This window comes from Microcystis sp. M083S1 (assembly GCF_020246405.1).
GTDB classification, from domain to species: Bacteria; Cyanobacteriota; Cyanobacteriia; order Cyanobacteriales; family Microcystaceae; genus Microcystis; species Microcystis aeruginosa_C.
On the sequence record NZ_JADBTB010000027.1, the window covers coordinates 1 to 20,109 of the forward strand.

21 protein-coding genes are annotated in these 20,109 nt (G+C 43.7%); 8 read left to right on the plus strand and 13 right to left on the minus strand.

All coding sequences use genetic code 11. The features are described from left to right. Positions 1-573: 573 nt before the first annotated feature. Positions 574-1,035 carry an Hsp20/alpha crystallin family protein gene (locus IM450_RS02345; RefSeq protein ID WP_287669394.1) on the plus strand — a complete coding sequence of 154 codons (462 nt, stop codon included), beginning with the start codon at positions 574-576 and terminating at the stop codon, positions 1,033-1,035. Positions 1,036-1,137: 102 nt separating this feature from the next. Here IM450_RS02345 and IM450_RS02350 read toward each other — a convergent pair whose 3' ends face one another. From IM450_RS02350 to IM450_RS02360, 3 genes are all read right to left on the minus strand, one after another. After that, entirely contained in the window at positions 1,138-2,352 is a 1,215-nt protein-coding gene (locus IM450_RS02350) for a DUF790 family protein (RefSeq protein WP_287669397.1), read from the minus strand. Positions 2,353-2,430: 78 nt separating this feature from the next. Beyond that, complete coding sequence (locus IM450_RS02355; protein ID WP_002804083.1) at positions 2,431-2,775, minus strand: hypothetical protein; 345 nt, start codon at positions 2,773-2,775, stop codon at positions 2,431-2,433. 426 nt (positions 2,776-3,201) lie between these two features. After that, positions 3,202-3,396, minus strand: coding sequence for a hypothetical protein (locus tag IM450_RS02360; protein ID WP_002761266.1), 195 nt, complete (start codon positions 3,394-3,396; stop codon positions 3,202-3,204). 358 nt (positions 3,397-3,754) lie between these two features. Here IM450_RS02360 and IM450_RS02365 point away from each other — a divergent pair, with 358 nt between their 5' ends. The 3 genes from IM450_RS02365 (at position 3,755) to IM450_RS02375 (ending at position 5,682) form a co-directional block, all read left to right on the plus strand. Further along, the gene (locus IM450_RS02365) at positions 3,755-4,105 is read left to right on the plus strand and encodes an STAS domain-containing protein (RefSeq protein ID WP_002761268.1); all 351 of its coding nucleotides are present in this window, start codon (positions 3,755-3,757) and stop codon (positions 4,103-4,105) included. 292 nt (positions 4,106-4,397) lie between these two features. Then, a complete protein-coding gene (locus IM450_RS02370) occupies positions 4,398-5,327 on the plus strand; it encodes a CoB--CoM heterodisulfide reductase iron-sulfur subunit B family protein (protein ID WP_272081885.1) in 930 nt (309 codons plus the stop codon). Between the two features lie 22 nt (positions 5,328-5,349). Next, positions 5,350-5,682, plus strand: a complete 333-nt coding sequence (locus IM450_RS02375; RefSeq protein ID WP_004160639.1) for a hypothetical protein — start codon at positions 5,350-5,352, stop codon at positions 5,680-5,682. 113 nt (positions 5,683-5,795) lie between these two features. On the opposite strand, the gene IM450_RS02380 is transcribed toward IM450_RS02375, so the two are convergent. Beyond that, complete coding sequence (locus IM450_RS02380; protein ID WP_287669404.1) at positions 5,796-6,713, minus strand: glycosyltransferase family 2 protein; 918 nt, start codon at positions 6,711-6,713, stop codon at positions 5,796-5,798. A gap of 261 nt (positions 6,714-6,974) precedes the next feature. On the opposite strand from IM450_RS02380, the gene trpA reads away from it, so the two are divergent. Next, complete coding sequence (gene trpA / locus IM450_RS02385; RefSeq protein ID WP_002804074.1) at positions 6,975-7,769, plus strand: tryptophan synthase subunit alpha; 795 nt, start codon at positions 6,975-6,977, stop codon at positions 7,767-7,769. Positions 7,770-7,851: 82 nt separating this feature from the next. Here trpA and IM450_RS02390 read toward each other — a convergent pair whose 3' ends face one another. From IM450_RS02390 to IM450_RS02425, 8 genes are all read right to left on the minus strand, one after another. Then, positions 7,852-9,207 carry a tetratricopeptide repeat protein gene (locus IM450_RS02390; protein ID WP_287669406.1) on the minus strand — a complete coding sequence of 452 codons (1,356 nt, stop codon included), beginning with the start codon at positions 9,205-9,207 and terminating at the stop codon, positions 7,852-7,854. Between the two features lie 143 nt (positions 9,208-9,350). Then, on the minus strand, positions 9,351-9,509 hold the full coding sequence (locus IM450_RS02395) for a hypothetical protein (protein ID WP_287669409.1): 159 nt from the start codon (positions 9,507-9,509) through the stop codon (positions 9,351-9,353). A gap of 470 nt (positions 9,510-9,979) precedes the next feature. Next, positions 9,980-10,204 carry a type II toxin-antitoxin system MqsA family antitoxin gene (locus tag IM450_RS02400; RefSeq protein WP_272078265.1) on the minus strand — a complete coding sequence of 75 codons (225 nt, stop codon included), beginning with the start codon at positions 10,202-10,204 and terminating at the stop codon, positions 9,980-9,982. A gap of 5 nt (positions 10,205-10,209) precedes the next feature. Further along, positions 10,210-10,491: a DUF4258 domain-containing protein gene (locus IM450_RS02405; RefSeq protein WP_287669413.1), complete on the minus strand. Its 282-nt coding sequence runs from the start codon at positions 10,489-10,491 to the stop codon at positions 10,210-10,212. Positions 10,492-10,647: 156 nt separating this feature from the next. Beyond that, on the minus strand, positions 10,648-11,382 hold the full coding sequence (locus tag IM450_RS02410; protein WP_287669415.1) for a peptidylprolyl isomerase: 735 nt from the start codon (positions 11,380-11,382) through the stop codon (positions 10,648-10,650). Between the two features lie 100 nt (positions 11,383-11,482). Next, positions 11,483-12,937, minus strand: coding sequence for an HlyD family efflux transporter periplasmic adaptor subunit (locus tag IM450_RS02415; RefSeq protein WP_287669418.1), 1,455 nt, complete (start codon positions 12,935-12,937; stop codon positions 11,483-11,485). A gap of 2 nt (positions 12,938-12,939) precedes the next feature. Further along, a complete protein-coding gene (locus IM450_RS02420) occupies positions 12,940-15,558 on the minus strand; it encodes a peptidase domain-containing ABC transporter (RefSeq protein ID WP_287669420.1) in 2,619 nt (872 codons plus the stop codon). 7 nt (positions 15,559-15,565) lie between these two features. Continuing rightward, entirely contained in the window at positions 15,566-16,033 is a 468-nt protein-coding gene (locus tag IM450_RS02425; RefSeq protein WP_002804058.1) for a helix-turn-helix domain-containing protein, read from the minus strand. Between the two features lie 557 nt (positions 16,034-16,590). Here IM450_RS02425 and IM450_RS02430 point away from each other — a divergent pair. Further along, complete coding sequence (locus tag IM450_RS02430) at positions 16,591-17,190, plus strand: peroxiredoxin (protein WP_002735961.1); 600 nt, start codon at positions 16,591-16,593, stop codon at positions 17,188-17,190. Positions 17,191-17,359: 169 nt separating this feature from the next. Further along, the gene (locus IM450_RS02435; protein WP_287669424.1) at positions 17,360-18,619 is read left to right on the plus strand and encodes an L-lactate MFS transporter; all 1,260 of its coding nucleotides are present in this window, start codon (positions 17,360-17,362) and stop codon (positions 18,617-18,619) included. A gap of 420 nt (positions 18,620-19,039) precedes the next feature. On the opposite strand, the gene IM450_RS02440 is transcribed toward IM450_RS02435, so the two are convergent. Further along, positions 19,040-19,324 (minus strand): DUF4926 domain-containing protein, encoded by a 285-nt coding sequence (locus IM450_RS02440; RefSeq protein WP_287669426.1) that lies wholly within the window; start codon positions 19,322-19,324, stop codon positions 19,040-19,042. Positions 19,325-19,463: 139 nt separating this feature from the next. Between IM450_RS02440 and IM450_RS02445 the strand changes: the two genes are divergently transcribed. Next, complete coding sequence (locus IM450_RS02445; RefSeq protein WP_004161646.1) at positions 19,464-19,730, plus strand: hypothetical protein; 267 nt, start codon at positions 19,464-19,466, stop codon at positions 19,728-19,730. Positions 19,731-20,109 lie beyond the last annotated feature (379 nt).

The window sequence follows — 20,109 nt, forward strand, 5'->3', positions numbered from 1 at the left end:
ATGCAAGGGTGATGCAAGGGTGATGCAAGGGTTTTAAGAGATTCTAGCAGATTTAAGTGCATTTGGGAAGCTCTCAATCAAGCTAAAAGCCCTTTCCTGTAAGGTTTTTACCATTATTCAGCAAACCCTAATTAGGGTTTACTAAAAAAGTCTCTTGGTGGAGTCAGTTATCAGTTATCAGTTATCAGTTATCAGTTATCAGTTATCAGTTATCAGTTCACTGAGAAAACACCCCACTTCCCCCGCAACGGCTCGACTGAGCCTCACCGAACGTCCGAACGTCCGAACATCGCGCACGAAGTGGTCTCCCCATTTCCCACTCCCCAATTCATAATTTATAATTCCCAATTCATAATTTATAATTCATAATTCATAATTTATAATTCCCACACCCCACACCCCACTTCCCGACGCAAAACTTTTTCACCTAGCTCTAGTATAGAAGATAGTACGGGAATCTGGAAAAACTCAATAGCGAAAACCCTACCCCGGTCTGAGAATCTTTTATCTACCCTAAAAGTGTAGAGATAAACCAACATCTCTAGCGTTAAGAAAACTTCGGAGGTGACTTATATGGCACTTATACGTTGGGAACCTTTCAGAGAAGTAGAAAGCCTACAAAAAGAAATGAATCGCTTGTTTGACCGTCTTGTGCCGACTGATGTAGGCAATGGCGAAAAAATGGGGTTGTCCTTCATCCCAGCGGCGGAAATTACCGAAACGCCAGAGGCAGTTCAGCTTAAACTGGAAATACCTGGTATGGAAGCCAAAGACCTCAACGTGGAAGTAACAGCCGATAGTCTGACCATTAATGGTGAAAGAAAATCGGAAATTAAAACCGAAGAAGAAGGATTTACCCGCACTGAATTCCGTTATGGTAAATTCCATCGGGTTATTCCTCTACCGGTTCAGGTTGATAACAATAACGTGGCTGCTGAATACAAAGATGGCATTCTCAATCTCACCCTCCCGAAAGCGGAAGAAGAAAAAAATAAAGTGGTGAAAGTGTCCATCAATCCTGCCATTGCTCAATGATGTAGCTCTCATTGTCCGGTCTTGAGCGAAAGAGTTAACCTAGTCTGATTAAACCAAAGCGGGAGTATTAAATCATACTTCCGCTTTTAGCTTCTTAACCCTTTAATTTAAAACTTCTAACACTGCTTGGGGTGATAATTTATCTTTAAACCAGATAACCTGAGCGGGTAGATTTTGAAATTTAACTCCAGCTTTTTCTAGATTTAACCGTTCCGATACGGCTAAAATTAGATTGTTTGCTTGGGCCGATTTGACCTGTAAAAATTTCTTTTGTAGGTATTCTGGTCGCCAATAACCAACAATTTCCAGGAGAAAAACGCGACCATCGGGATGTACTAAACGGAAATCGGGAATCATCACTCCTCCGGGTAAAGGCAATAAATCCACTTCCCTTTCTAGTTGCCATTCAGTTTTTAACTGTAACCAACGTTTAGCGAAAGATTCCTCTAACATACTATCGTAGGGTTTACCCGGGGAATAATGGGACACCAGACCACAGTTATCCTCTAAATTGAACTGTTGTTTTTTAATAGTTCCTGTATAGGAATCTTTATACTGTAATTGTGCCTTCAAATTCCAGTGAGTCACATGGAGTAAGGCAGGAATTAATTTAGCGATTTCAATGCCATAACGACTATTAGCTTTAAATAAACTGGTGGGACCATCGATAGTAATAGTAAATCCCGTGTCGGCATCCCCTTCGATATAAGTCATTAAACGAAATAGTTTTAGATAGCGAAAGAGATATTTATATTCCCCCGGATCATTGCGATGGACGTTGATAATTAAATAACTGGCCCGATAAAAAATACCTTGAATTTGCGAGAGGTTAAAACGATGAATTAAGTTTTCGGGGGTGGGAGCATCAAATTGAGTGAGAATTTTATTCTCCGCTAAATCAGCATAGAGTCCTTTTTCTAGAGCCACTGGAAAAATTTCTTGATTTAATTCTTGGCTGAGTTGCTGGGCAATTTTCCCCAGAATTAGCGATCGATTTTGGGGAATAGGGACAAAGTTAGCCGCTTGTTCAAAAACTCTTTTTCTTAATTCCTGCGGTTCTAAGGGACTAATAATCTCAAAGGTGGCAAAATGATTGGTTAATAGGTGAGCAAATCCCCGTTTAATTTTATAATCGGGACTGTCTCCCTCCAAGATTAGGAGTTTTTGGCTTAATTCTCCCTTAGTTTCACCGATACTTTCCTGAAAACAGCTGATTTGTTCTTTGGCGATCGCCAGATAGTCGCCAGCGAGCGGTAAGCGTTTGGGAATAATTGTCTCGCCATTTTGACGGGAAATCAATAAATCGGTCGGTAACATGGCAAGCTAGAGAAGAATAATCAGATGGGGAGAGGTGGGACGACAGGGAAAGGTCGAAACCCCAAAAATCCCCCGATTCTAACTATTTTGGTCGATATAACGCTCTAAATCCTCGATTACACGGGTTAATTCTGCTTCTGTGGTTAAGCGTAGGCGATCATCACGAACCGTTAACAAAACTTTAGCCGAAAAAGGACTCGGATAAATATTGGGATTACAAAACACTTCCAGAAATACATCACCAGTGTGCTGATATTCCAGCGGTTTTTGGGGTTGGGGTTTACCCCCACTAGCGGCATTACTGGCGATCGCTTTCAGGCGATCGAGTAAAATGTTAATTTCCCTTTGCAAATCCAGAGCAGCACTGGGACTGAAACGAAAAGTAACGGAACCTTGCAAGAGATTAAGAGTTAAAGGAATCATCGAAAAAATCAGGTTAGGAGAAGGCCTGAAGTTAATTATATTAATTTGGGGAAATTTGGGGAAATTGGGTTTTGGCGGATGGTTCGGTAATCAGTAAACAGTAAACAGTAAACAGTAATCAGTAATCATACTAAATCCTGTTTAAAAAGTATAGGATAGTGGGGTGTGGGGTGTAGGGTGTAGGGTGTGGGGTGTGGGGAGAAACAATTCATAACTTGAGAGTTAATCACACTATTAAAAACGGATTTGGTATCAGTGAGGTTCTTCGTTACTTGGTCTGGTTCGATCGGGGGGCTTAAATCGACCAAATCTTTATCTGGTAAGATACTTAATTGATGCGTTCGTTCTTGAGCGAAAACAATTGACAAAAATCGCAGCAATGTCTTTCTCTACTGATAACTGATAACTGATAACTGATAACTGAATTTACCGACGCGGAACGAGATTAATCCGGCCTTCGTCCATTTCATCCATGAGTAACTCGAGGGCCTCATAATCCACATCGGAAACGTAGCCAAGACGAGCGAGGAGTTCATTAATTCCGTTTTCGATTTCTGGCGTGATTTGACGATAATATAGGGCTTGTTCCACTAATTGGCGGATAGTCGGCTGGGTATCCACAATTTTCTTACTCTAGTTCAATAAATCTAGTTTCTGTATCAGGCTTTACTTTATTTCAGCAAAAATACCAGTATAATGCTGGTTCATCATCAGTCATTCGGGATTAGAGCTTAAACCTAACGACTTTCCCCTGGTATTCGCCCTAATAAGCCTTGATCACTGTTCCTCTTTACTCCCCGGATCATCAGGTTAACCTAAAAGTGGTTCCTTCCCACAGGGGAAAGATTAAAAAAAGATTAATCTTTTCAGGAGAGAGGAAATTTATCAAGACCGGGGTTGCAAAATCAGAAAGTTAGGACATAATAGCGGTATCTGATCTCCAGTTAAAAGGTTCATTTATGAATTTCAAAGCCCAGCCATGAAAAGTCCTGTAAAAGTCCCGGAAATTGCTCTATTTGAGCCAAACGGCTATATTACCGCCGCTAACGTCCTAGAATTTCAAGAGCAGCTCACCAATCTGGTTAACCAGAGTCGCTCTATCACTTTTCTCGTGGATATGAGTAGGGTGGAATTCCTCGACAGCGCTGGATTAATGGCTTTAGTTACTGCCTTTCGTCTGGCTCAAAGTCAAGAAAAATCCTTCAATATCTGTTCTATTCCACCTTCAGTCAAGATTATCTTTGAATTAACCCAACTCGATCGGGTTCTCTCGGTTTTCCCTAGCCGTGCTGACTTTGATGCTGTTATCACCCTCCCTCAAGCGGCGTAAGCAGACAAAATAGGGTTTCTGGCCGTAATTTCTCGGCTGCACTCTCAATTCTACCGGTAAATCACCTCTTGACCGGACAGATTGCCATTGGTACAACCGACTCCTCAAAACAACAATTTTTCTCAAGGAGAGGCATTATACTGTTGAGATGGCTCTCCTCGTTTTTGGATATTATTTCGGGGGGCAAACTAGCATACACTTGTTGGGAGCAGCTCACAAAAGGGTGTCTATTAAGAAATTCCATGACTTTAGTGATGACAGAGGGGAAGGGGTCCAAGATGATAGATAGGTAATGAGTAGTAATTTCCTAGAATCCATGACAGTCAACAATCTCCAGTATGCTTATTTTCCCGGTTGTGTCGCCCAAGGTGCCTGTCGGGAACTATATTTATCCACGGCAGCCCTGACGGAAGCTTTGGGGATTAATTTAGTCGAACTCAAAAAAGCTGCCTGTTGTGGTTCGGGAACCTATAAGGAAGATTCGCAACTCTTGGAAGATGCCGTCAATGCGCGTAATATTGCCCTAGCGGAAGCCCTCAATTTACCCCTGTTGACTCACTGTAGCACCTGTCAAGGGGTGATCGGTCATGTGGATGAGCGCTTGAAGGAAGCAAAGCATAATAATCCCAATTATGTTGAGGAAGTTAATAATTATTTACAGAAAGAACATTGTTCCCCCTACCAAGGTACGACGACGGTTAAGCACCTACTCTGGGCAATTGTCGGCGATTATGGCTTAGATAATCTGGCGGCCAAGGTGATTCGTCCCTTATCAGGCTTAAATTGTGCCGGTTTTTATGGTTGTTATCTCCTGCGGGCCCAGGATACTCTCCCCTACGATAATCCTTTTCAGCCGGAATCTCTAGAAAATGTCTTTCGGACCGTGGGGGCCAATCCGATTTATTATCAAGGACGCACTCAATGCTGTGGTTGGCCCCTGTCCAGTTATGCCACCACCCAATCCTTCCAAATGGCAGGAAAACACATTTTAGAGGCCATGGCAGCGGGGGCCGATTGTTTAGTCACCCCTTGTCCTTTATGCCATCTTAATCTTGATTCCCGACAACCGGAAGTGGCAAAAGCGATCGGTCGAAGTTTAGGTTTACCCGTGTTACATTTTTCCCAATTAGTCGCTTTAGCGGTGGGAGTCAGTCCCGATCGTTTAGGATTAGATCGACACATCGTTTCCACCAAATCCCTCTTAAAGAAATTGGGGTTTTAGAACTCAATCAGGAGTGTTAGCAATGGATTGGTTAAAAAGAATTTTTGGCTTAGATAAACCGGCCGATGCCGCTAGTGCGATCGCAGGGAAAGCCGCTGCTGCGGGTATTCCCCCCGAAAGAGTCGGATTAGATGGAAAATACGACGAAAGCGGCCTAGCTAAACGAGTAGTTTTAGCTTTTGACGAGACACCGGATTTAGCTGATGAAGACAAATTGTGGGTCGCTCAAACTGGTAGTAAAGTTGTACTAAAAGGCAAGGTTTCCAATCAGGCGACTTTAAATAAAATGGTAGCAATTGCCAGTAAAGTGCATGGGGCAACCAGCGTCGATACCAGTCAAGTAACTATTGGGTGAAGTCAAACGGCTATATTCCCCGTGAAAATTAACCACTGAGTAGGTGGATTGGCATTTTTTTTGTCCCTAGGTTGTTGTTAGGTGATTGCCGGCTGATTAATCATGGTTGAATGTTAATCGGCTTTTCCTTTTAAGGAGACGAAATCGGGACTATGGGAATTACTATTGTTACCATTTTGCGGGGTATGAAAACGATTTCTCACTTCGGGGGGAGTGGGTAAACCCTGTTTCATTTCTGCCACTTTTAAGAGGATCAAATACTCATAAAAAGCTTGCAGAGTACACCAAGCAAAACCAGCTTTACCATCGAGAATTCCTGCCAAGATAAAATACATATAAAACCAACGAAGCAGGGGACGAAAAGGCAATCTTAGAGATAAATCTTTTAAAGCTCTCCGTCTATCTACTTCGGTTTCACCAAAAAATAAATTTTTCCAACTAACACCACCGTTAGCCAACTGATGTAGGGTTTCTGCTGCTTCATCGGTAGAATAACGATTATGTTTTTCAATCCAACGACTTAAACCTTTACTACAGGTATAATGGGGATAGGTTTCTTGTAAAAAAGAGGTTTTTCCTCGACATTCTTCTCTTTCCGTGTGACCATAATCGCTAAACCAGACTTGATCTTTTCTAAATAGACGCATTTGATAACGGGGATACTGGGTGCTGCGACGGATCCAAGTTCCCATAAACATAACTCTTTCGGCCACATAAAAAGCAGTAAATTCTGTCTGTTGAGTGGCCAGCAGACATTCTGCGTAGAGTTGGGGTGTTATCCTTTCATCTGCTTCGAGAATATAAACCCAATCGTATTTAGTCTCGATATTTTCTAGCATCCAAGTTCTTTGTTTACCATGGCTCTCGAATTGATGCTGAACCACGCGCACTGGATAACGAGAAGCAATCTCTACAGTACGATCACTACTGTAGGAGTCAACCACAATCACATCATCGGATAGAAGTGCCGATTCCACACAGGCGGCAATATCAATTTCTTCGTTATGAGTGAGAATGTAAATGGAAAACATAGATATATGGTGTTTGATTATACGAAACCCAATCGGGCAGTAGTCCTATTGTGTACTGGAAAAAGCGGAATGAAAACCCTTATTATCCAAGAAATTTTTTTAAAACTGTCAGACTGAGCCTATTCTAACCTCGATCGCCATTTTGTCAATATTCCTTAAGTATTACTCGAAAAACTCTTTACCTGAGCTTGTGGCGACCGGCGGTGAGCTATTCCCCGCCATGAGATAATAGACGGTGCTTTATGTCTTCAGTAATTTTCGATGACTGCTGTTTCCGAGTGTTTTCGTTCTCTCCGTTCCCAGGGGAATTGTGCCTTAATTCCCTTTATTACTGCTGGTGATCCCGATTTATCTACCACTGCCCAAGCTTTACGCATTTTAGACCGGGCAGGGGCCGATCTGATCGAGTTGGGGGTTCCCTATTCCGATCCTCTTGCGGATGGTCCGGTTATTCAAGCGGCGGCCACCCGCGCTTTAAATCGGGGTGTCAAGTTGGAAGATGTGCTAGAAATCGTCAAAAATGCTCAGGGAGAGGTGAAAGCTCCCATTATTCTCTTTACTTACTATAATCCCATCTATCATCGCGGGATAGATGTCTTTTTAGACCAAATAAAAGCAGCCGGGGTGAGTGGTTTGGTGGTTCCCGATTTACCCCTAGAGGAAGCGGCAAGTCTGCTGCAACCGGCTGCCGCTAAGGGAATTGAGGTGATTTTATTGGTAGCGCCTACCAGTCCCCCGGAACGAATACAAGCGATCGCCCTGCAATCCCAAGGTTTTATTTATCTGGTGAGTGTCACGGGAGTGACGGGAATGCGGAACCAAGTGGCCACCAGAGTGGAGGAATTGCTCGATTCTATCCGTTCTGTCACCGATAAACCCGTGGGGGTAGGATTTGGCATTTCTGACCCAACACAGGCACTACAGGTGAAAAACTGGGGTGCTGATGCGGTAATTGTCGGCAGTGCCATGGTTAAACGTCTGGCCGATAATTCCCCCAGCGAAGGGTTAAAATCCCTTGAAGAATTCTGTCGTAGTTTAAAACAGGCGATTCAGTGAGGGGTTAGAAATTCTTCTAAGGGAATTCCGGCTGCGGGGCGATCGAGGTAGAATCTTTCCCGAATTCCTCGATCACCTTGAGTTAAATTTGAGAGAGTTCGCGTTCACCCGCTAATTTCAGTGCAGAAGCTGCTTCAGGAATATAGGAAGTTTTCGTTTTAGAGACCATACCTCCCTGTTGTTCCAGTAATTGTTCTAGACGCATGGTACTCCAATCGGTCAGCATCGAGTTACCTAGCCGGGGGGCCAATTTGTTAATTTTCTCCACGGCGGAGATACCCAATTCATCCATCTGTAGGGAAGCTAGATAGCAATCACAGGCGATGTCTATCTCTCCTAATCGTTCGTGACATTGGCCGGCCATAAACCAAGCGATCGCCATTCCAGGTGGGCCGAGTCTAGTGGCAGAACGATAGATTTTCGCCGCTTCTTCAAATTTATTTTGTTTCAGTAAAATTTCCCCCAGTTGCAGGCGATAACGAGAGTAAAGAGGTTCCATCGCCACCATTTTCTTCGATCTCTCTTCGGCGAGATCAATATCGCCTAACCAGAGAGCTTCTTTTGTTCGGCTCTCAAAAACCGTCGTCAGATTTTCATGGGCGGCAATTCTCTCGGTCTCGTTTTTACACTCGCGGGTTAGTTCTTCCGCCAGGGATTGACAGATATCCATTTCACGGACAACCGTTTCTCGTTCACCCCGCAGAAGTGGAGCGAAAACAGCCGCACGCTTGAAAACACTGGTTAAATGTTTAAACTCGAAATTTCCTCTGATCGTTTCAAGGTGATCGAGTTTTTCCCTTGCCACTTCTCGCCAATGAGCTACTGCGGCTATGTCTCGAAATACAGTAGCGTGTAAAGCGATTAGTTCTACGGCCGCCCCGAAAACCTTCAGGCTTTCTTTAGAAGCGTATTGAAAGATTCGTTGAAAATCTTCGAGATTTTCTGATGTACCAATATCTTCTTGACAAAGGATTTTAGACATCGCCAGGCTGTAAGCTAATCTAGCGAACGTGGGGTCTCTGCCAATGTTTTCATCGCTAATTGCGGGAATATAGCGAGTAATCGCTTCATGAAAGCATAAACTCGATAATAAATTAATTGTTTTCAGTTGAGTAGCGGGTGAAAGCTCACGATAATGCTCTAAATGCTCGCAAAGAACTCTCCAACGTTCGGTTCTCAACTCATCGGGGAGGGTGAGAGGATCGTTAATTGGGTATTGAAAAAGACCGGTCTCTCGAATCAATTGCTCTCGAAAAGAAGCGGGGTGAACGAGAGTAACCGGGTTCACGGACGACGTATTAGTATCTCGCACTTCGGAGACAAGATTTCGATAACTATAGTCAATTCCCTGAATATGCCAAGCGCCAGATTGATAGGGACTAAGATCGAAATAAGGGCGATGGCTCCAAGTGATCGGAAAATCGTTTAAAAATAGCATACATATTCTCAAGAAATGCGATCTTTATCTGGTTAGTATTTCCACGATAGTCAACGCAGTATTTTGGCTTGTTAAACTATCGTGAAAATCAAAAAGAGAGAACGATAAAAAACTGAAAATCTAGATTTTTTATCGATTAGATATTAGCAGATTTGAGGCCATCGACAACGACCACCTACCACTTGGCGTAAAGTTTTAAAAGCAGTGATGCTTTCTTGACTGTCGTTAGCGGCATCGGTGCGAAGCTCGATAATTTCGTTAGTCACCGTGTTTTTGATCTCGTTGATTTTGATGTTAGCCATGAGATGTATTCTCCAAATTTTCGCTAAATGAATGAATCAAATTATTGATTCAAGGAAACAATAACAATTTTTTTCAACACCAGATCAACTATCAAAATCGAACAAAAAAAAGATAATTGAGTTATTTTTGTTCTTTTTTAAAGACTATTTTTTACAAAAACATCATCAAAACCGATTAAACAACGGGCTTCCAAGCTATTTAAAGAAACAAAAATAAGTAATTTATGTACAAAAAACTCTGAACCTGTCTTGTTGGAAGCAAAGAGAACCAACCAAGCCAACTTAATTGAGTTATTTATTTTTTAATTAACTGGGAATTATGTTAATAAATAAATTCAGAGATTTTTAAAAGTGTATGTATTAAAAATACCTTTGTTTATTTTTAGGCTTAATAAACTCACTCAAGAATAATCGGATTATTGGTATTTTATTAATCCATATTGTATTAATTTTATAGTTTTATAGTGTACTTAAGCGACATAGCGAATAATCTCTACTTCCGCACCTTTATTAACCGCATCCTCGGCCTTCTGTAAAACCTCTGCCGTAACCGACTCGCTTAGATAATACTCCCCGCAATTTTGACAGATATCGGCGGGGACTTGTTTTAAAATCACGATACAATTATCTCTCTCTAAAGTAACAGTTACGAAACCCGATCGAGTTGTTCCGCGCTTACAGATGACACATTCCATATCTTTTATCTCCTTTTTCTAAAATTATCCGTCCATAACTCTCGATCAGGAATATAGGCGGTCACTACATACGCTGTTCTTGTACTCTCATCATAGGATATAACTACATGAAGCGCTCTACCATCAATAAAATCTAAAACTAGATAACTAGGGAAAGGCGTATCCTCTAAATTTTCCTCGATAATTTCCCCATAGGCGATCGCTTGTCTGACCTCTCGATCACCGATACGCCTGAAAAACATCTGCCGTATCGCGTGACTAGAAAAGATTAAGTTCTCAAAATTCAAATTCTATCCTCTTTGTTGTTATTAAATAATGTTTGTTTTAATTTTGTTCATCAAGGATGATATAATATTATCACACATTCGATTATAAATGAAAGTTAAGTTTAAAAATATTTAACCGACCGTTCGCGGGGTGAGCATAACCCACCCCATCCACAATTAATTACTTAACTCGTATTCTATTTCCTGAATCTTATCCTTCATCCAGCCGTTAAACAAATCAACACCGATTTTCAGAGCCAACTCCTCGGTTAACTTCGGCTTAAGGATTTCCTCGACGAAAATCAGGTGAAAAGCTCGATCGCCTTGCAGCGGTTTCAACAATCGAGAAGAATCCGAGGCGAAAATTGCGGCCGAAAGATTCGGTCGTAAATCCTTACGGTAAACAGTACCGCGATAACCACCCTTACGTCGTAATTCCACATCCTCGATATAGCGATGCGCTACTTCCTGAAAGCTGATTTCCTCCTCCTGAATCGATTCATACAACTCCTCTGCCATCGCCTGATCTGCTAACACCACCTCGTAGATCACCGCGCCGGTATAATCTAGCTGGTGTTCGACGAAATAGGATTCAATTTTGTCTGCGAAAAGATGTTCGGCTAATTTACCCGATAGTAAATTGAATTGAACGATCTCCTCGAAATCATCTAGGGATAAGCCCTGTTTTTGCAACCAATTCCATGTATATTTGGCGTTATGTAATCCTTTGGCGAGACGGAATTGATCGGCCGCCTGTTGTAACTCGTCAGTTGTGTTTTTAATCCCCGCTTCCGTGGCAGTTTCGGTGATGATTTTCCGAGCGATAATTCCCTCGGCCATTTCGGGGACTTTCCCCGATAGCTTAAGCTGTTGGATAAGGTCTTGATTGGTGATTGTGATACTATGGGACATAATGACTCCTTAAACAGTTATGCGAAATTAATTTCCTAGTTGAGATAGGCAAGAGGGTTAGCGAGGAGTGTAAGTAATTTGGCTTCGATACCTAAAAAAACTAGAGTTTTAACCCATCTTTTTGCAGATCCTTAAAGGGATCGAGGATGTAATCGATCACCCGACGCTGACGGACGATCGCTTCTGCGGTAGCCGTATCTCCCGGATTGAGGGGAATACATTGATTTCCCTTTTGAATACAGGAGCGATCGAGTTGAATTTCTAGCTCGAAAACGTTAATTTTTCCGTTGGGCGTTTCCTTTTCGATCGCCGTCGGTGATTTCTTGGTAATCTTGCCGCCGATAATGCCGTAATCCTGAAAAGGATAGGCATCGAACTTGACTTTTATCGGCATACCGGCGCGGAGAAATTGACTTTGATCCGTGGGCATTTCTGCCTTGAGAATAAACCGCGATCCCTTCGGTGCTATCTCCGCAACCCGCGTTCCCGACTGCACCACCGCACCCGCGCGTTTAATCGGTAATGAAAAGATTGTGCCGTCGGTGTTCGTCTTTAAAACCCTCTGACTTAGTTGGATTTGGAGCGCTTGCCGTTGGCTCTCGCTTTGGGCGATTTCCGATGCCAGTGTTGCGATCTCCGTGTCTAGATTGTTAATCTGCTCCTGTATCCTTAAGAGTGCCAACTCGTTGGAATGGCGGAGACTTTGATAACCCCGCTGCCGCTCCTGTAATTGCAGACGCGCTTGGGCGATATCGGCGCTCGTTTGTTGACTCGTCTGACGGTGGTTGCTTTCTAATTCCGCTAGTTTATGTTGATTTTCTTTTACCTCCGCTTTTCCCCGCTCGTAGAGTTGTTGGCGCTCCTTGGCATTGTCCTCGCGCTCGATGAATTGCACCTCCGATATCGCGCCATCCTCCCACGCTTTTCGGTAGCGATCGACTTCTTTTAAAGCCGTTTGATAACGACTTTTGAGAATCGGATAATCGGTCTGACTGCGTGCGAGGGCGGTTTTCGCTTGATTTACCCGCGCCTGTTGTTCTTCTAGGGATATTTTCGCTTTCTTGATTAATGCGTCCACATTCTCCCGCGCTTGCTCGATCGAGGCTTCTTTTTCCGCTGCTGCCGCGCGATTTTGTTGGCTTTGGGTGGTTAAAGAAATCTCTAACTGACTTTTGACAAGTTTCTGTTGGGAAAGACGGCTTTTTTGTCCTTCTATTTTCTCCTCAATTTGTTGTATTTCCTTGCCGATTAATGAGGAATCTAGGGTTAAAATCGGTTGTCCTGCTTTCACCTCTTGGCCTTCACGGACATAGATTTTTTCCACTTTTCCCGTCGCGATAGCATCGATTTTGACTGTTTCTCCTTGGGGTTCCAGTTTTCCTGGTCCGACACCCGTTTCATCGACTTTTGAGAATATCGCCCAGGGGAGAATGATCGAGACGAAAATAATCAGAAAATAGAGTAAACCACGCGTCCAGGGTAGGGGTAAAGTATCGATCAATTCCTTGGTCTGGAAAGACCAGTTATCGCGCTCTCTGTCTAGATTGGTGGTCATAGTTATTCACTCAATTGATTAGAGTTCAAATTACGGTAAATACCGGGACGGGCCATTAATTCTTCGTGGGTTCCACTATCGACTAATACCCCTCGATCGAGAACGAGAATACAATCTGCGTTCCGCACCGTAGAGAGGCGATGGGCGATAATCACCATCGTGCGATTCTGCCGAATTTTCTGGAGATTTGTTTGAATAATCCGTTCCGATTCGGTATCGAGGTGGGAAGTGGCTTCATCGAGGATTAATAAGCGCGGCTCTCCCATTAGCGATCGAGCGATGGCGATCCGTTGTCTCTGTCCCCCGGAAAGTAGCCCTCCACCCTCGCCGATCTGGGTTTCGTACCCCATCGGCAGTGATTGAATAAAGTCATGAATTCCCGCTAATTTCGCCGCGACCACCACATTTTCTAGGGGGTGATCGGGATGACCTAAACTGATATTTTCCCGAATCGTGGAACCGAAGAGAAAAGTATCCTGATCGACGACTCCCACCTGTTGCCGGAGGGAACTGAGGGCGATCGTACTCAGATCGTAACCGTCGATCGAGATTTTCCCCTCGGTGGGGGGATAGAGGCCGATCAGTAATTTCGAGATCGTGGTTTTTCCCGAACCGCTCCGACCGACGAGGGCAACGGTTTGACCGGGTAAAATCTCAAAACTGAGGTTTTCTAAAACATTGCGATCGCTGTCGGTGTGGTAGCGAAAGCTGACATTTTCAAAGCGAATATGTCCCTGTAATTCCGGGAGAAACTGACGGGAAAGTTCCTCTAAATTCTCCTCCGGCTTTGCGTCTAGTACATCGTTAATCCGCTCGACGGCGATATTGACTTCTTGAAATTGCGTCCAGAGAACGGTTAAGCGTTGAAAAGGCGCGATGATCTGGGCAAAAAGCATATTAAAGGCGATCAATTGTCCGATCGATAATTGATTTTGAATCACTAGATAGGCACCGAAACAGAGTAACCCTGTCGTCGCTAAAGATTCGATCAGATTACTGAATATCTGGAGATTATTGCCGATGATCTGCCCGGAGAAATTTTTCTTGACCTCCACCGAGAAAAGGTCTTCCCAGTGCCAACGGGTCGATCGCTCTGTGGCGGTAGATTTGACGGTACGAATACCGGTTAAAATCTCGATCAGGTAACTGCTTTCTTTAGCGATCGCCTGAAAAATATCCCGGGATATTCGCTGGAGAAAAGGGGTAGAAATTAACGCCAGCAGAAGGAACGGTGGCACAATCGCTAAACTGATGAGGGCTAATTGCCAGCTATAGCGGAACATCACCGCCACGTACACGAAAACCGTTAATAAGTCAAGTAAAATCGAGAGAGCTTCCCCAGAGAGAAAACGCTGAATCTTGCGATTTTCCCCGACGCGGGAAATAATATCGCCCACATAGCGGGACTCGAAATAACCGAGGGGAAGGCTGAGGGTATGGCGGATAAAACCGGTGATTAATGCCGTATCGATGCGATTAGCGGTGTGATCGAGGAGATAGGCGCGTAAACCGGTAATTGCCACCCGAAAAACCCCGAAAATTAGCGCACCGATCCCCATTGCCCAAAGGGTAGTTAAGGACCCCTGCACGATTACCCGATCGAGGATTAACTGGGTGAAAATCGGCGTAATTAAGCCGAATATCTGGATAAAAAGCGAGGCGACGAAAATTTCCAGCAGTACGAACCAATGGGGTTCCAGTAAGCGATAAAACTGCCAGAGAGAGGTTTTATCCTCTTTCGTGTCCCGGAATTTCTGGTTCGGTTGGAGCAGCAGGGTGAATCCCGTCCATTTACTGGTGAATTCGGCACGACTTAGGGTTAATTGCCCGATCGCTGGATCGCCAATAATCACCTGTTTGGGGGTAATTTTCCAGATAACAACGAAGTGTTTGCCTTCCCAGTGAGCGATCGCCGGTAGGGGCTGTTTCCCTAATCCCTCTAGAGTCGCTTTTACCGGACGGGTGGAGAGGCCGATATTTTCCGCCGCGGTGATCAGTCCCTTCAGGGATGCCCCGTCGCGGTTGACGTTGGCCATTTCCCGCAAACGGTTGACGCTGATTCTTTTGCCCCAATAACGGGCGATCATGACTAAACCGGCCGCCCCGCAATCGGAGGCGGACTGTTGCTCGAAGAAGGGATAACGGCGGAGGGATTGACCGATCCAGTGACCTAACCGCTGCGCCGGAGAGGGAAAATAGGCTCGATCGCTTTTTTTGTCCGTTTCTTCTGTCTTCGTCCCAAGAAGTTGCTCAATTTCCCGCGCCCGTTGTAGTAATGTTTTTTTCAGGGCGGGGTGTTTTTTCAGGATCGGCTTCAGGGCGGACTCGGGGATAAGAAGTAGTTCCGCCTTTGCGGAGACTCGAACCGAGTAGGGAAGAAAACCCGATCGGGGAAAGAGGGAGAATTCACCGAAAAATTCGCCGGTTTTGAGCGCAATCATCTCTTTTTGCTGCGAGTTCGCTATACGAACTTTGCCGCGAACCACTAGGTATAATCCGGGCTGTAGGGGCAGTGTACCTGCTTCGGGAGAGAGGGTGATCGCCGTTTTCTGGAGACTCCGCCACTGGGTTTCGGACAGGAATTCTGGCCAGGGATTGACGAGGCTGTGAGTATCGAGCATAGTTGTTTTAAGCTTTGGCTGAAGGAGAAAGATCGACGATGCGGATCGGCTGTAGCTGTTTGCGGAGGCGATTGATGTGGGTGGGGGTGAGTGCGACCCCGAATTCTTTCTCTAGATGCCGCGCTAACCAAACTCCCGACCATCGCTTAAAGGAATAGCCGAAATCCCGGGGGGATTTACTAATCAGTTCCCTCAGGCGATCGAGGTAAGGTTGATCAACTTTTGAAGGGCGACCGCGGCGGTATTTCTGCCAGCGCTCGATCTTGCCACTCTCGGCGATCAGTATCCATTTACTAGCGGTGGCGGCAGTACAATCGAGAAGCTTACGGATCTCGGCCTGGGATTTGCCCTCGTCAGCGAAAAGAATGATTTGAATCCGTTTGCGATCAACATCAGAGATATTTGGTTCTGTTAAGATTTCGAGAAGTTGCTGACGTTGGGGTGGGGATAGATATTTACCAGCGCTTGATGACATAGTCTTTGCAACTATAAGTAAAAGCAGACAGCAGCAGGTCGGAGCGTTGAGGCAAGAAAGTTGTACTAAGTTGTACGATGGGCTGACTTCCCCAGGTGACGATCTCTTTCGCTGTCCTTAAATTCTTATTTTGGCTGCGAAAGTGAACATTATGAAGTTTATTAAATCCGACATTCCGCAAATCTTCATATACTTTTATATATTTTTACATTCCCCAAGATGTTTTGACGAAAAACCTTCATTGTAGAACCTACTATTGAGAACATTTTCAATAATTGATTTTTTCTGAGAAAAAAAAATACAATTCTTAACCTTGATAAAAATCCATGATTGTAGCTATTGAATGTTAAGAAGTGCGAAAAGTGGGTAAATTGTTTTTCTCTCGCCCGATCAAACCGCTCTAACACCTAACCCCCATCACCCCATCACCCTATCTCCCCGCTGGCCACTGATAACTGATTGCTGACTACTCAAAATCGTTATGACTATGATATAGTTGTTAAGGAATGTAAAAATAGTTGCATTTTCCCAGAAACTAGATTAAGGAGATTAAAAGCATGACCGCCGAAGGTTGCTTAAGAGTCGGACAAGCGGCGCCGGATTTCACCGCGACCGCCGTTTTCGATCAAGAGTTCAAAACCATCAAATTGTCGGATTATCGGGGTAAATACGTCGTTTTATTCTTCTATCCCCTCGATTTTACCTTTGTTTGCCCCACGGAAATTACCGCTTTCAGCGATCGAGTTAGCGAATTTGCCAGCATCAACACCGAGATTTTAGGGGTGTCCGTCGATAGCGAATTTGCTCACCTAGCATGGATTCAAACCGAGAGAAAATCCGGCGGTGTCGGTGATGTGGCCTATCCGTTGGTGTCGGATCTAAAAAAAGAAATCAGCACCGCTTACAATGTTCTTGATCCTGATGCGGGAGTGTCCCTGCGCGGTCTGTTTATCATCGATAAAGAAGGTGTTATCCAACACGCTACTATTAATAATCTTTCTTTCGGTCGCAGTGTCGATGAAACCCTCCGCACTCTGAAAGCGATTCAATACGTCCAATCCCACCCGGATGAAGTTTGTCCCGCCGGTTGGCAAGAAGGGGATGCTACCATGGTTCCCGATCCTGTGAAGTCAAAAGTTTACTTCGCGGCAGTTTAGTTAAAAATCCTCAGAAGTCCCTCAGCTATAGATGGGGGGAAACTTTTAAAGGGGGGCGAAATAATTCGCCCCTTATTTTAATCGGAAAATTTTCCAGAAAATTGGCCCCATTAGCCATGACCTCATCTAGAATACTGGCCAGCAAGTCAAGAAAGAGTCACGGCGATCTATGACTACCAGTAATTATGATTCCGAGTTGACAGTTTTGGGATTACCCGCAGCCAAAGGTAGATGGTTATTAATACCTCTAGGAATGGGTGTTTTACTCTGTTTAGGGACGGTGTACTCTTGGAGTATCTTTAGAAAACCCCTAGAAACAGAGTTAAATCTCAGCGCCACGGAAAGCTTACTACCCTACACTGTGGCCCTAGTATTTTATGCCGCTTCTATGCCGATCGCCGGTTTTTATATCCCCCGGGTAGGTACTCGCAGGATGACGGCTATCGGCGGAATTATCGTCGGTTTAGGCTATATTCTCGCTAGTTTTGCCGCTCATATCCAGACAATTATTCTGACCTACGGAGTTATTGCCGGCACGGGAGTCGGCATCGCTTACGGTGTTCCCATGGCAGTGGTGGCACGCTGGTTTCCCGACAAAAAAGGTTTAGCGGTGGGTTTAACCATCATCGGATTTGGCCTTTCTCCCCTGATTACCGCACCTTTAGCCAATCGATTAATCAATGAATATAGCGTTAGACCAAGTTTAAGATTTTTGGGGATTATCTTTACAATAATTATTGTGATTATTGCGATCACAATGAAGTTACCCCCTCAAGACTGGCAACCCCCCGCAAATTTAGCTAATCGAAAATCCGACTTTCCGGCCAATTATCCAGTGAGTATGCTGAAAAGTCGCTCATTTTATGGTTTATGGCTTTGCTATGCCATTGGTGCTTTAATTGGCTTGAGTGCTATCGGTATTTCTAGTCCCGTCGCTGAGGAAATTATTCAGATTGATCCGGGGTTAGCCGCTAGTAGTGTTGCTATATTTGCCTTGTTTAATGGTATTAGTCGTCCTTTGTTCGGTTGGTTAAGCGATCGCTGGAAACCCCATTATCTAGCGATCGGGGCTTATACACTCATTTTGATTGGTTGTCTGTTGATGGTCAAGGCCGAAAAAGGGGCAGTTACTAGCTATCTAGTGGCTTTTTGTCTATTTTGGTTTTGTTTAGGGGGATGGTTAGCCCTAGCTCCCGCTACCACTCTCAACTTCTTTAATCCTGACCACTACGCCCAAAACTACGGTATTGTTTTTACTGCCTACGGTGTCGGTGCTTTGATCGGAACTTTAGTAACCGGTAGAATTCGCGATTGGTTCGGTACTTACACTTATGCTTTTTATGCCATGGCTGTATTGGCAATACTGGGTATTTTTCTCGCGAGTGCCTTACTGAAAAGAGAGCGATCGCATCTATCAAATCCTAGCTAAGGGAGTTAATCTTACCCTAGAGTAGATACTGCTGCTATTTTACACCAATTAAAAGTAAAAGTAGGCTACAGATAACTAGGATAGGGGGCGGGGAAATGGGAGACTTGACCAGTTATCAGTAAACAATAATCAGTGATAGGGTTCTTCTCGACTTTTTGTGATATTTTTTACTTATGTATGTAATAATTTTTGCTTATAAAATATTGAAATGTTTACTGGAAAAGACTTTTAGGACTATTTTGCTGAAGAAACTATCAGTATAGACCCCGTTTCCACACAGAAACCAGAAGAGCCGTGATAGGATAATTAGTGGTCTGTCAAGATTAAATTGAGGGATAAATCTCCTTCTGATTGTCTTAATCGACCATTTTAAAACTGAAAGATTATTAGATTCCCACTCGCTATTGGAAGGGGATAGATTTAGGTCAAGGTCATCGTTTGCTTGGCAGAAAAAGTCAACACCAATTGATGAGGATAGACAATTTCTACGCCGATTGTTTCGAGGAATGCTCCCTTTTCTGTCTGAGTTGCACAGACAAAATTTCCCTGCTCATCATATTTAACCCAATCTCCAAATAATTCTACTAGATAAGCTTCCCCATTTTTGAGAATTTCTACAATTGTCCCGATAGGAGCTATTCCGCCATCAATTAAAGGTAGATATTCCCTTAGTATAACACCATCAAACAATTGAAACTTACTCATTTTCAATCTCCTAAACTATCGGGTACTGCTGTGACAAATCTGGCCACATCTTCTCCTCTCAAAACAATAGACCTCGACCTAATCTAATAAAATCACAATAATAGGATATTATAAAACAAAAACCAACTTAAACACTAATATGATTAAACGAATTAAAGCATTGAATGAGCTAGAATTTGACTCGGCAAAATCGGGGGAGCCAGTCTACGGAAAATATAAAAAACTATTCGTTTATATAGAGTTAGGTAAAGAAGAGGAGTATCGAGGAAACCCTCAAGATAACCAGAAAACCCAATACCGACTTTTTCGTCGGTGTAAGGTGGAATACTCGAAAACGGAAGAAGAATCAGAACAAGGTATCTACCAATATGACGAAACAAATATCGATGTCATTTTGTACTGGTAGAGGTAACATTGGACGGTATAGGTCTTTTAATCGCTCTTTTTCTGCGTGATTGTCGATCTTGAATCAAATCTCGGTTTTCCTCGATGAAAGAAATTAACTGATCATCAGGGATTTCTCGGAACTCGCCAGTTTTCAATAAAACAGTAGCCATGGTAAATCGAACTCCTGAATATTCGTCTTGATCGCTATGAAAGCAGATCTTGTCTTGATCATATATCTATTTTTGCTTTATTCCAATAGAGCGATCGCTAAAGAATGATAAAGTAGTTGCTAAAATATCTAATAGAGATCTGTGTCACCCGAATATTCGTCTCGATCGCTATCATAGCAGCCCTCTGCTAACAGGGAGTTCCCTAGAGTCAAAGAAATCACCACTTAG

Bases quoted from the DNA above. Each gene is read 5' to 3' on its own strand.
- IM450_RS02345 (WP_287669394.1), top strand. From the start codon at position 574: ATGGCACTTATACGTTGGGAACCTTTCAGAGAAGTAGAAAGCCTACAA.
- IM450_RS02350 (WP_287669397.1), bottom strand. From the start codon at position 2,352: ATGTTACCGACCGATTTATTGATTTCCCGTCAAAATGGCGAGACAATT.
- IM450_RS02355 (WP_002804083.1), bottom strand. From the start codon at position 2,775: ATGATTCCTTTAACTCTTAATCTCTTGCAAGGTTCCGTTACTTTTCGT.
- IM450_RS02365 (WP_002761268.1), top strand. From the start codon at position 3,755: ATGAAAAGTCCTGTAAAAGTCCCGGAAATTGCTCTATTTGAGCCAAAC.
- IM450_RS02370 (WP_272081885.1), top strand. From the start codon at position 4,398: ATGAGTAGTAATTTCCTAGAATCCATGACAGTCAACAATCTCCAGTAT.
- IM450_RS02375 (WP_004160639.1), top strand. From the start codon at position 5,350: ATGGATTGGTTAAAAAGAATTTTTGGCTTAGATAAACCGGCCGATGCC.
- IM450_RS02380 (WP_287669404.1), bottom strand. From the start codon at position 6,713: ATGTTTTCCATTTACATTCTCACTCATAACGAAGAAATTGATATTGCC.
- trpA (WP_002804074.1), top strand. From the start codon at position 6,975: ATGACTGCTGTTTCCGAGTGTTTTCGTTCTCTCCGTTCCCAGGGGAAT.
- IM450_RS02390 (WP_287669406.1), bottom strand. From the start codon at position 9,207: ATGCTATTTTTAAACGATTTTCCGATCACTTGGAGCCATCGCCCTTAT.
- IM450_RS02395 (WP_287669409.1), bottom strand. From the start codon at position 9,509: ATGGCTAACATCAAAATCAACGAGATCAAAAACACGGTGACTAACGAA.
- IM450_RS02400 (WP_272078265.1), bottom strand. From the start codon at position 10,204: ATGGAATGTGTCATCTGTAAGCGCGGAACAACTCGATCGGGTTTCGTA.
- IM450_RS02410 (WP_287669415.1), bottom strand. From the start codon at position 11,382: ATGTCCCATAGTATCACAATCACCAATCAAGACCTTATCCAACAGCTT.
- IM450_RS02415 (WP_287669418.1), bottom strand. From the start codon at position 12,937: ATGACCACCAATCTAGACAGAGAGCGCGATAACTGGTCTTTCCAGACC.
- IM450_RS02420 (WP_287669420.1), bottom strand. From the start codon at position 15,558: ATGCTCGATACTCACAGCCTCGTCAATCCCTGGCCAGAATTCCTGTCC.
- IM450_RS02425 (WP_002804058.1), bottom strand. From the start codon at position 16,033: ATGTCATCAAGCGCTGGTAAATATCTATCCCCACCCCAACGTCAGCAA.
- IM450_RS02430 (WP_002735961.1), top strand. From the start codon at position 16,591: ATGACCGCCGAAGGTTGCTTAAGAGTCGGACAAGCGGCGCCGGATTTC.
- IM450_RS02435 (WP_287669424.1), top strand. From the start codon at position 17,360: ATGACTACCAGTAATTATGATTCCGAGTTGACAGTTTTGGGATTACCC.
- IM450_RS02440 (WP_287669426.1), bottom strand. From the start codon at position 19,324: ATGAGTAAGTTTCAATTGTTTGATGGTGTTATACTAAGGGAATATCTA.
- IM450_RS02445 (WP_004161646.1), top strand. From the start codon at position 19,464: ATGATTAAACGAATTAAAGCATTGAATGAGCTAGAATTTGACTCGGCA.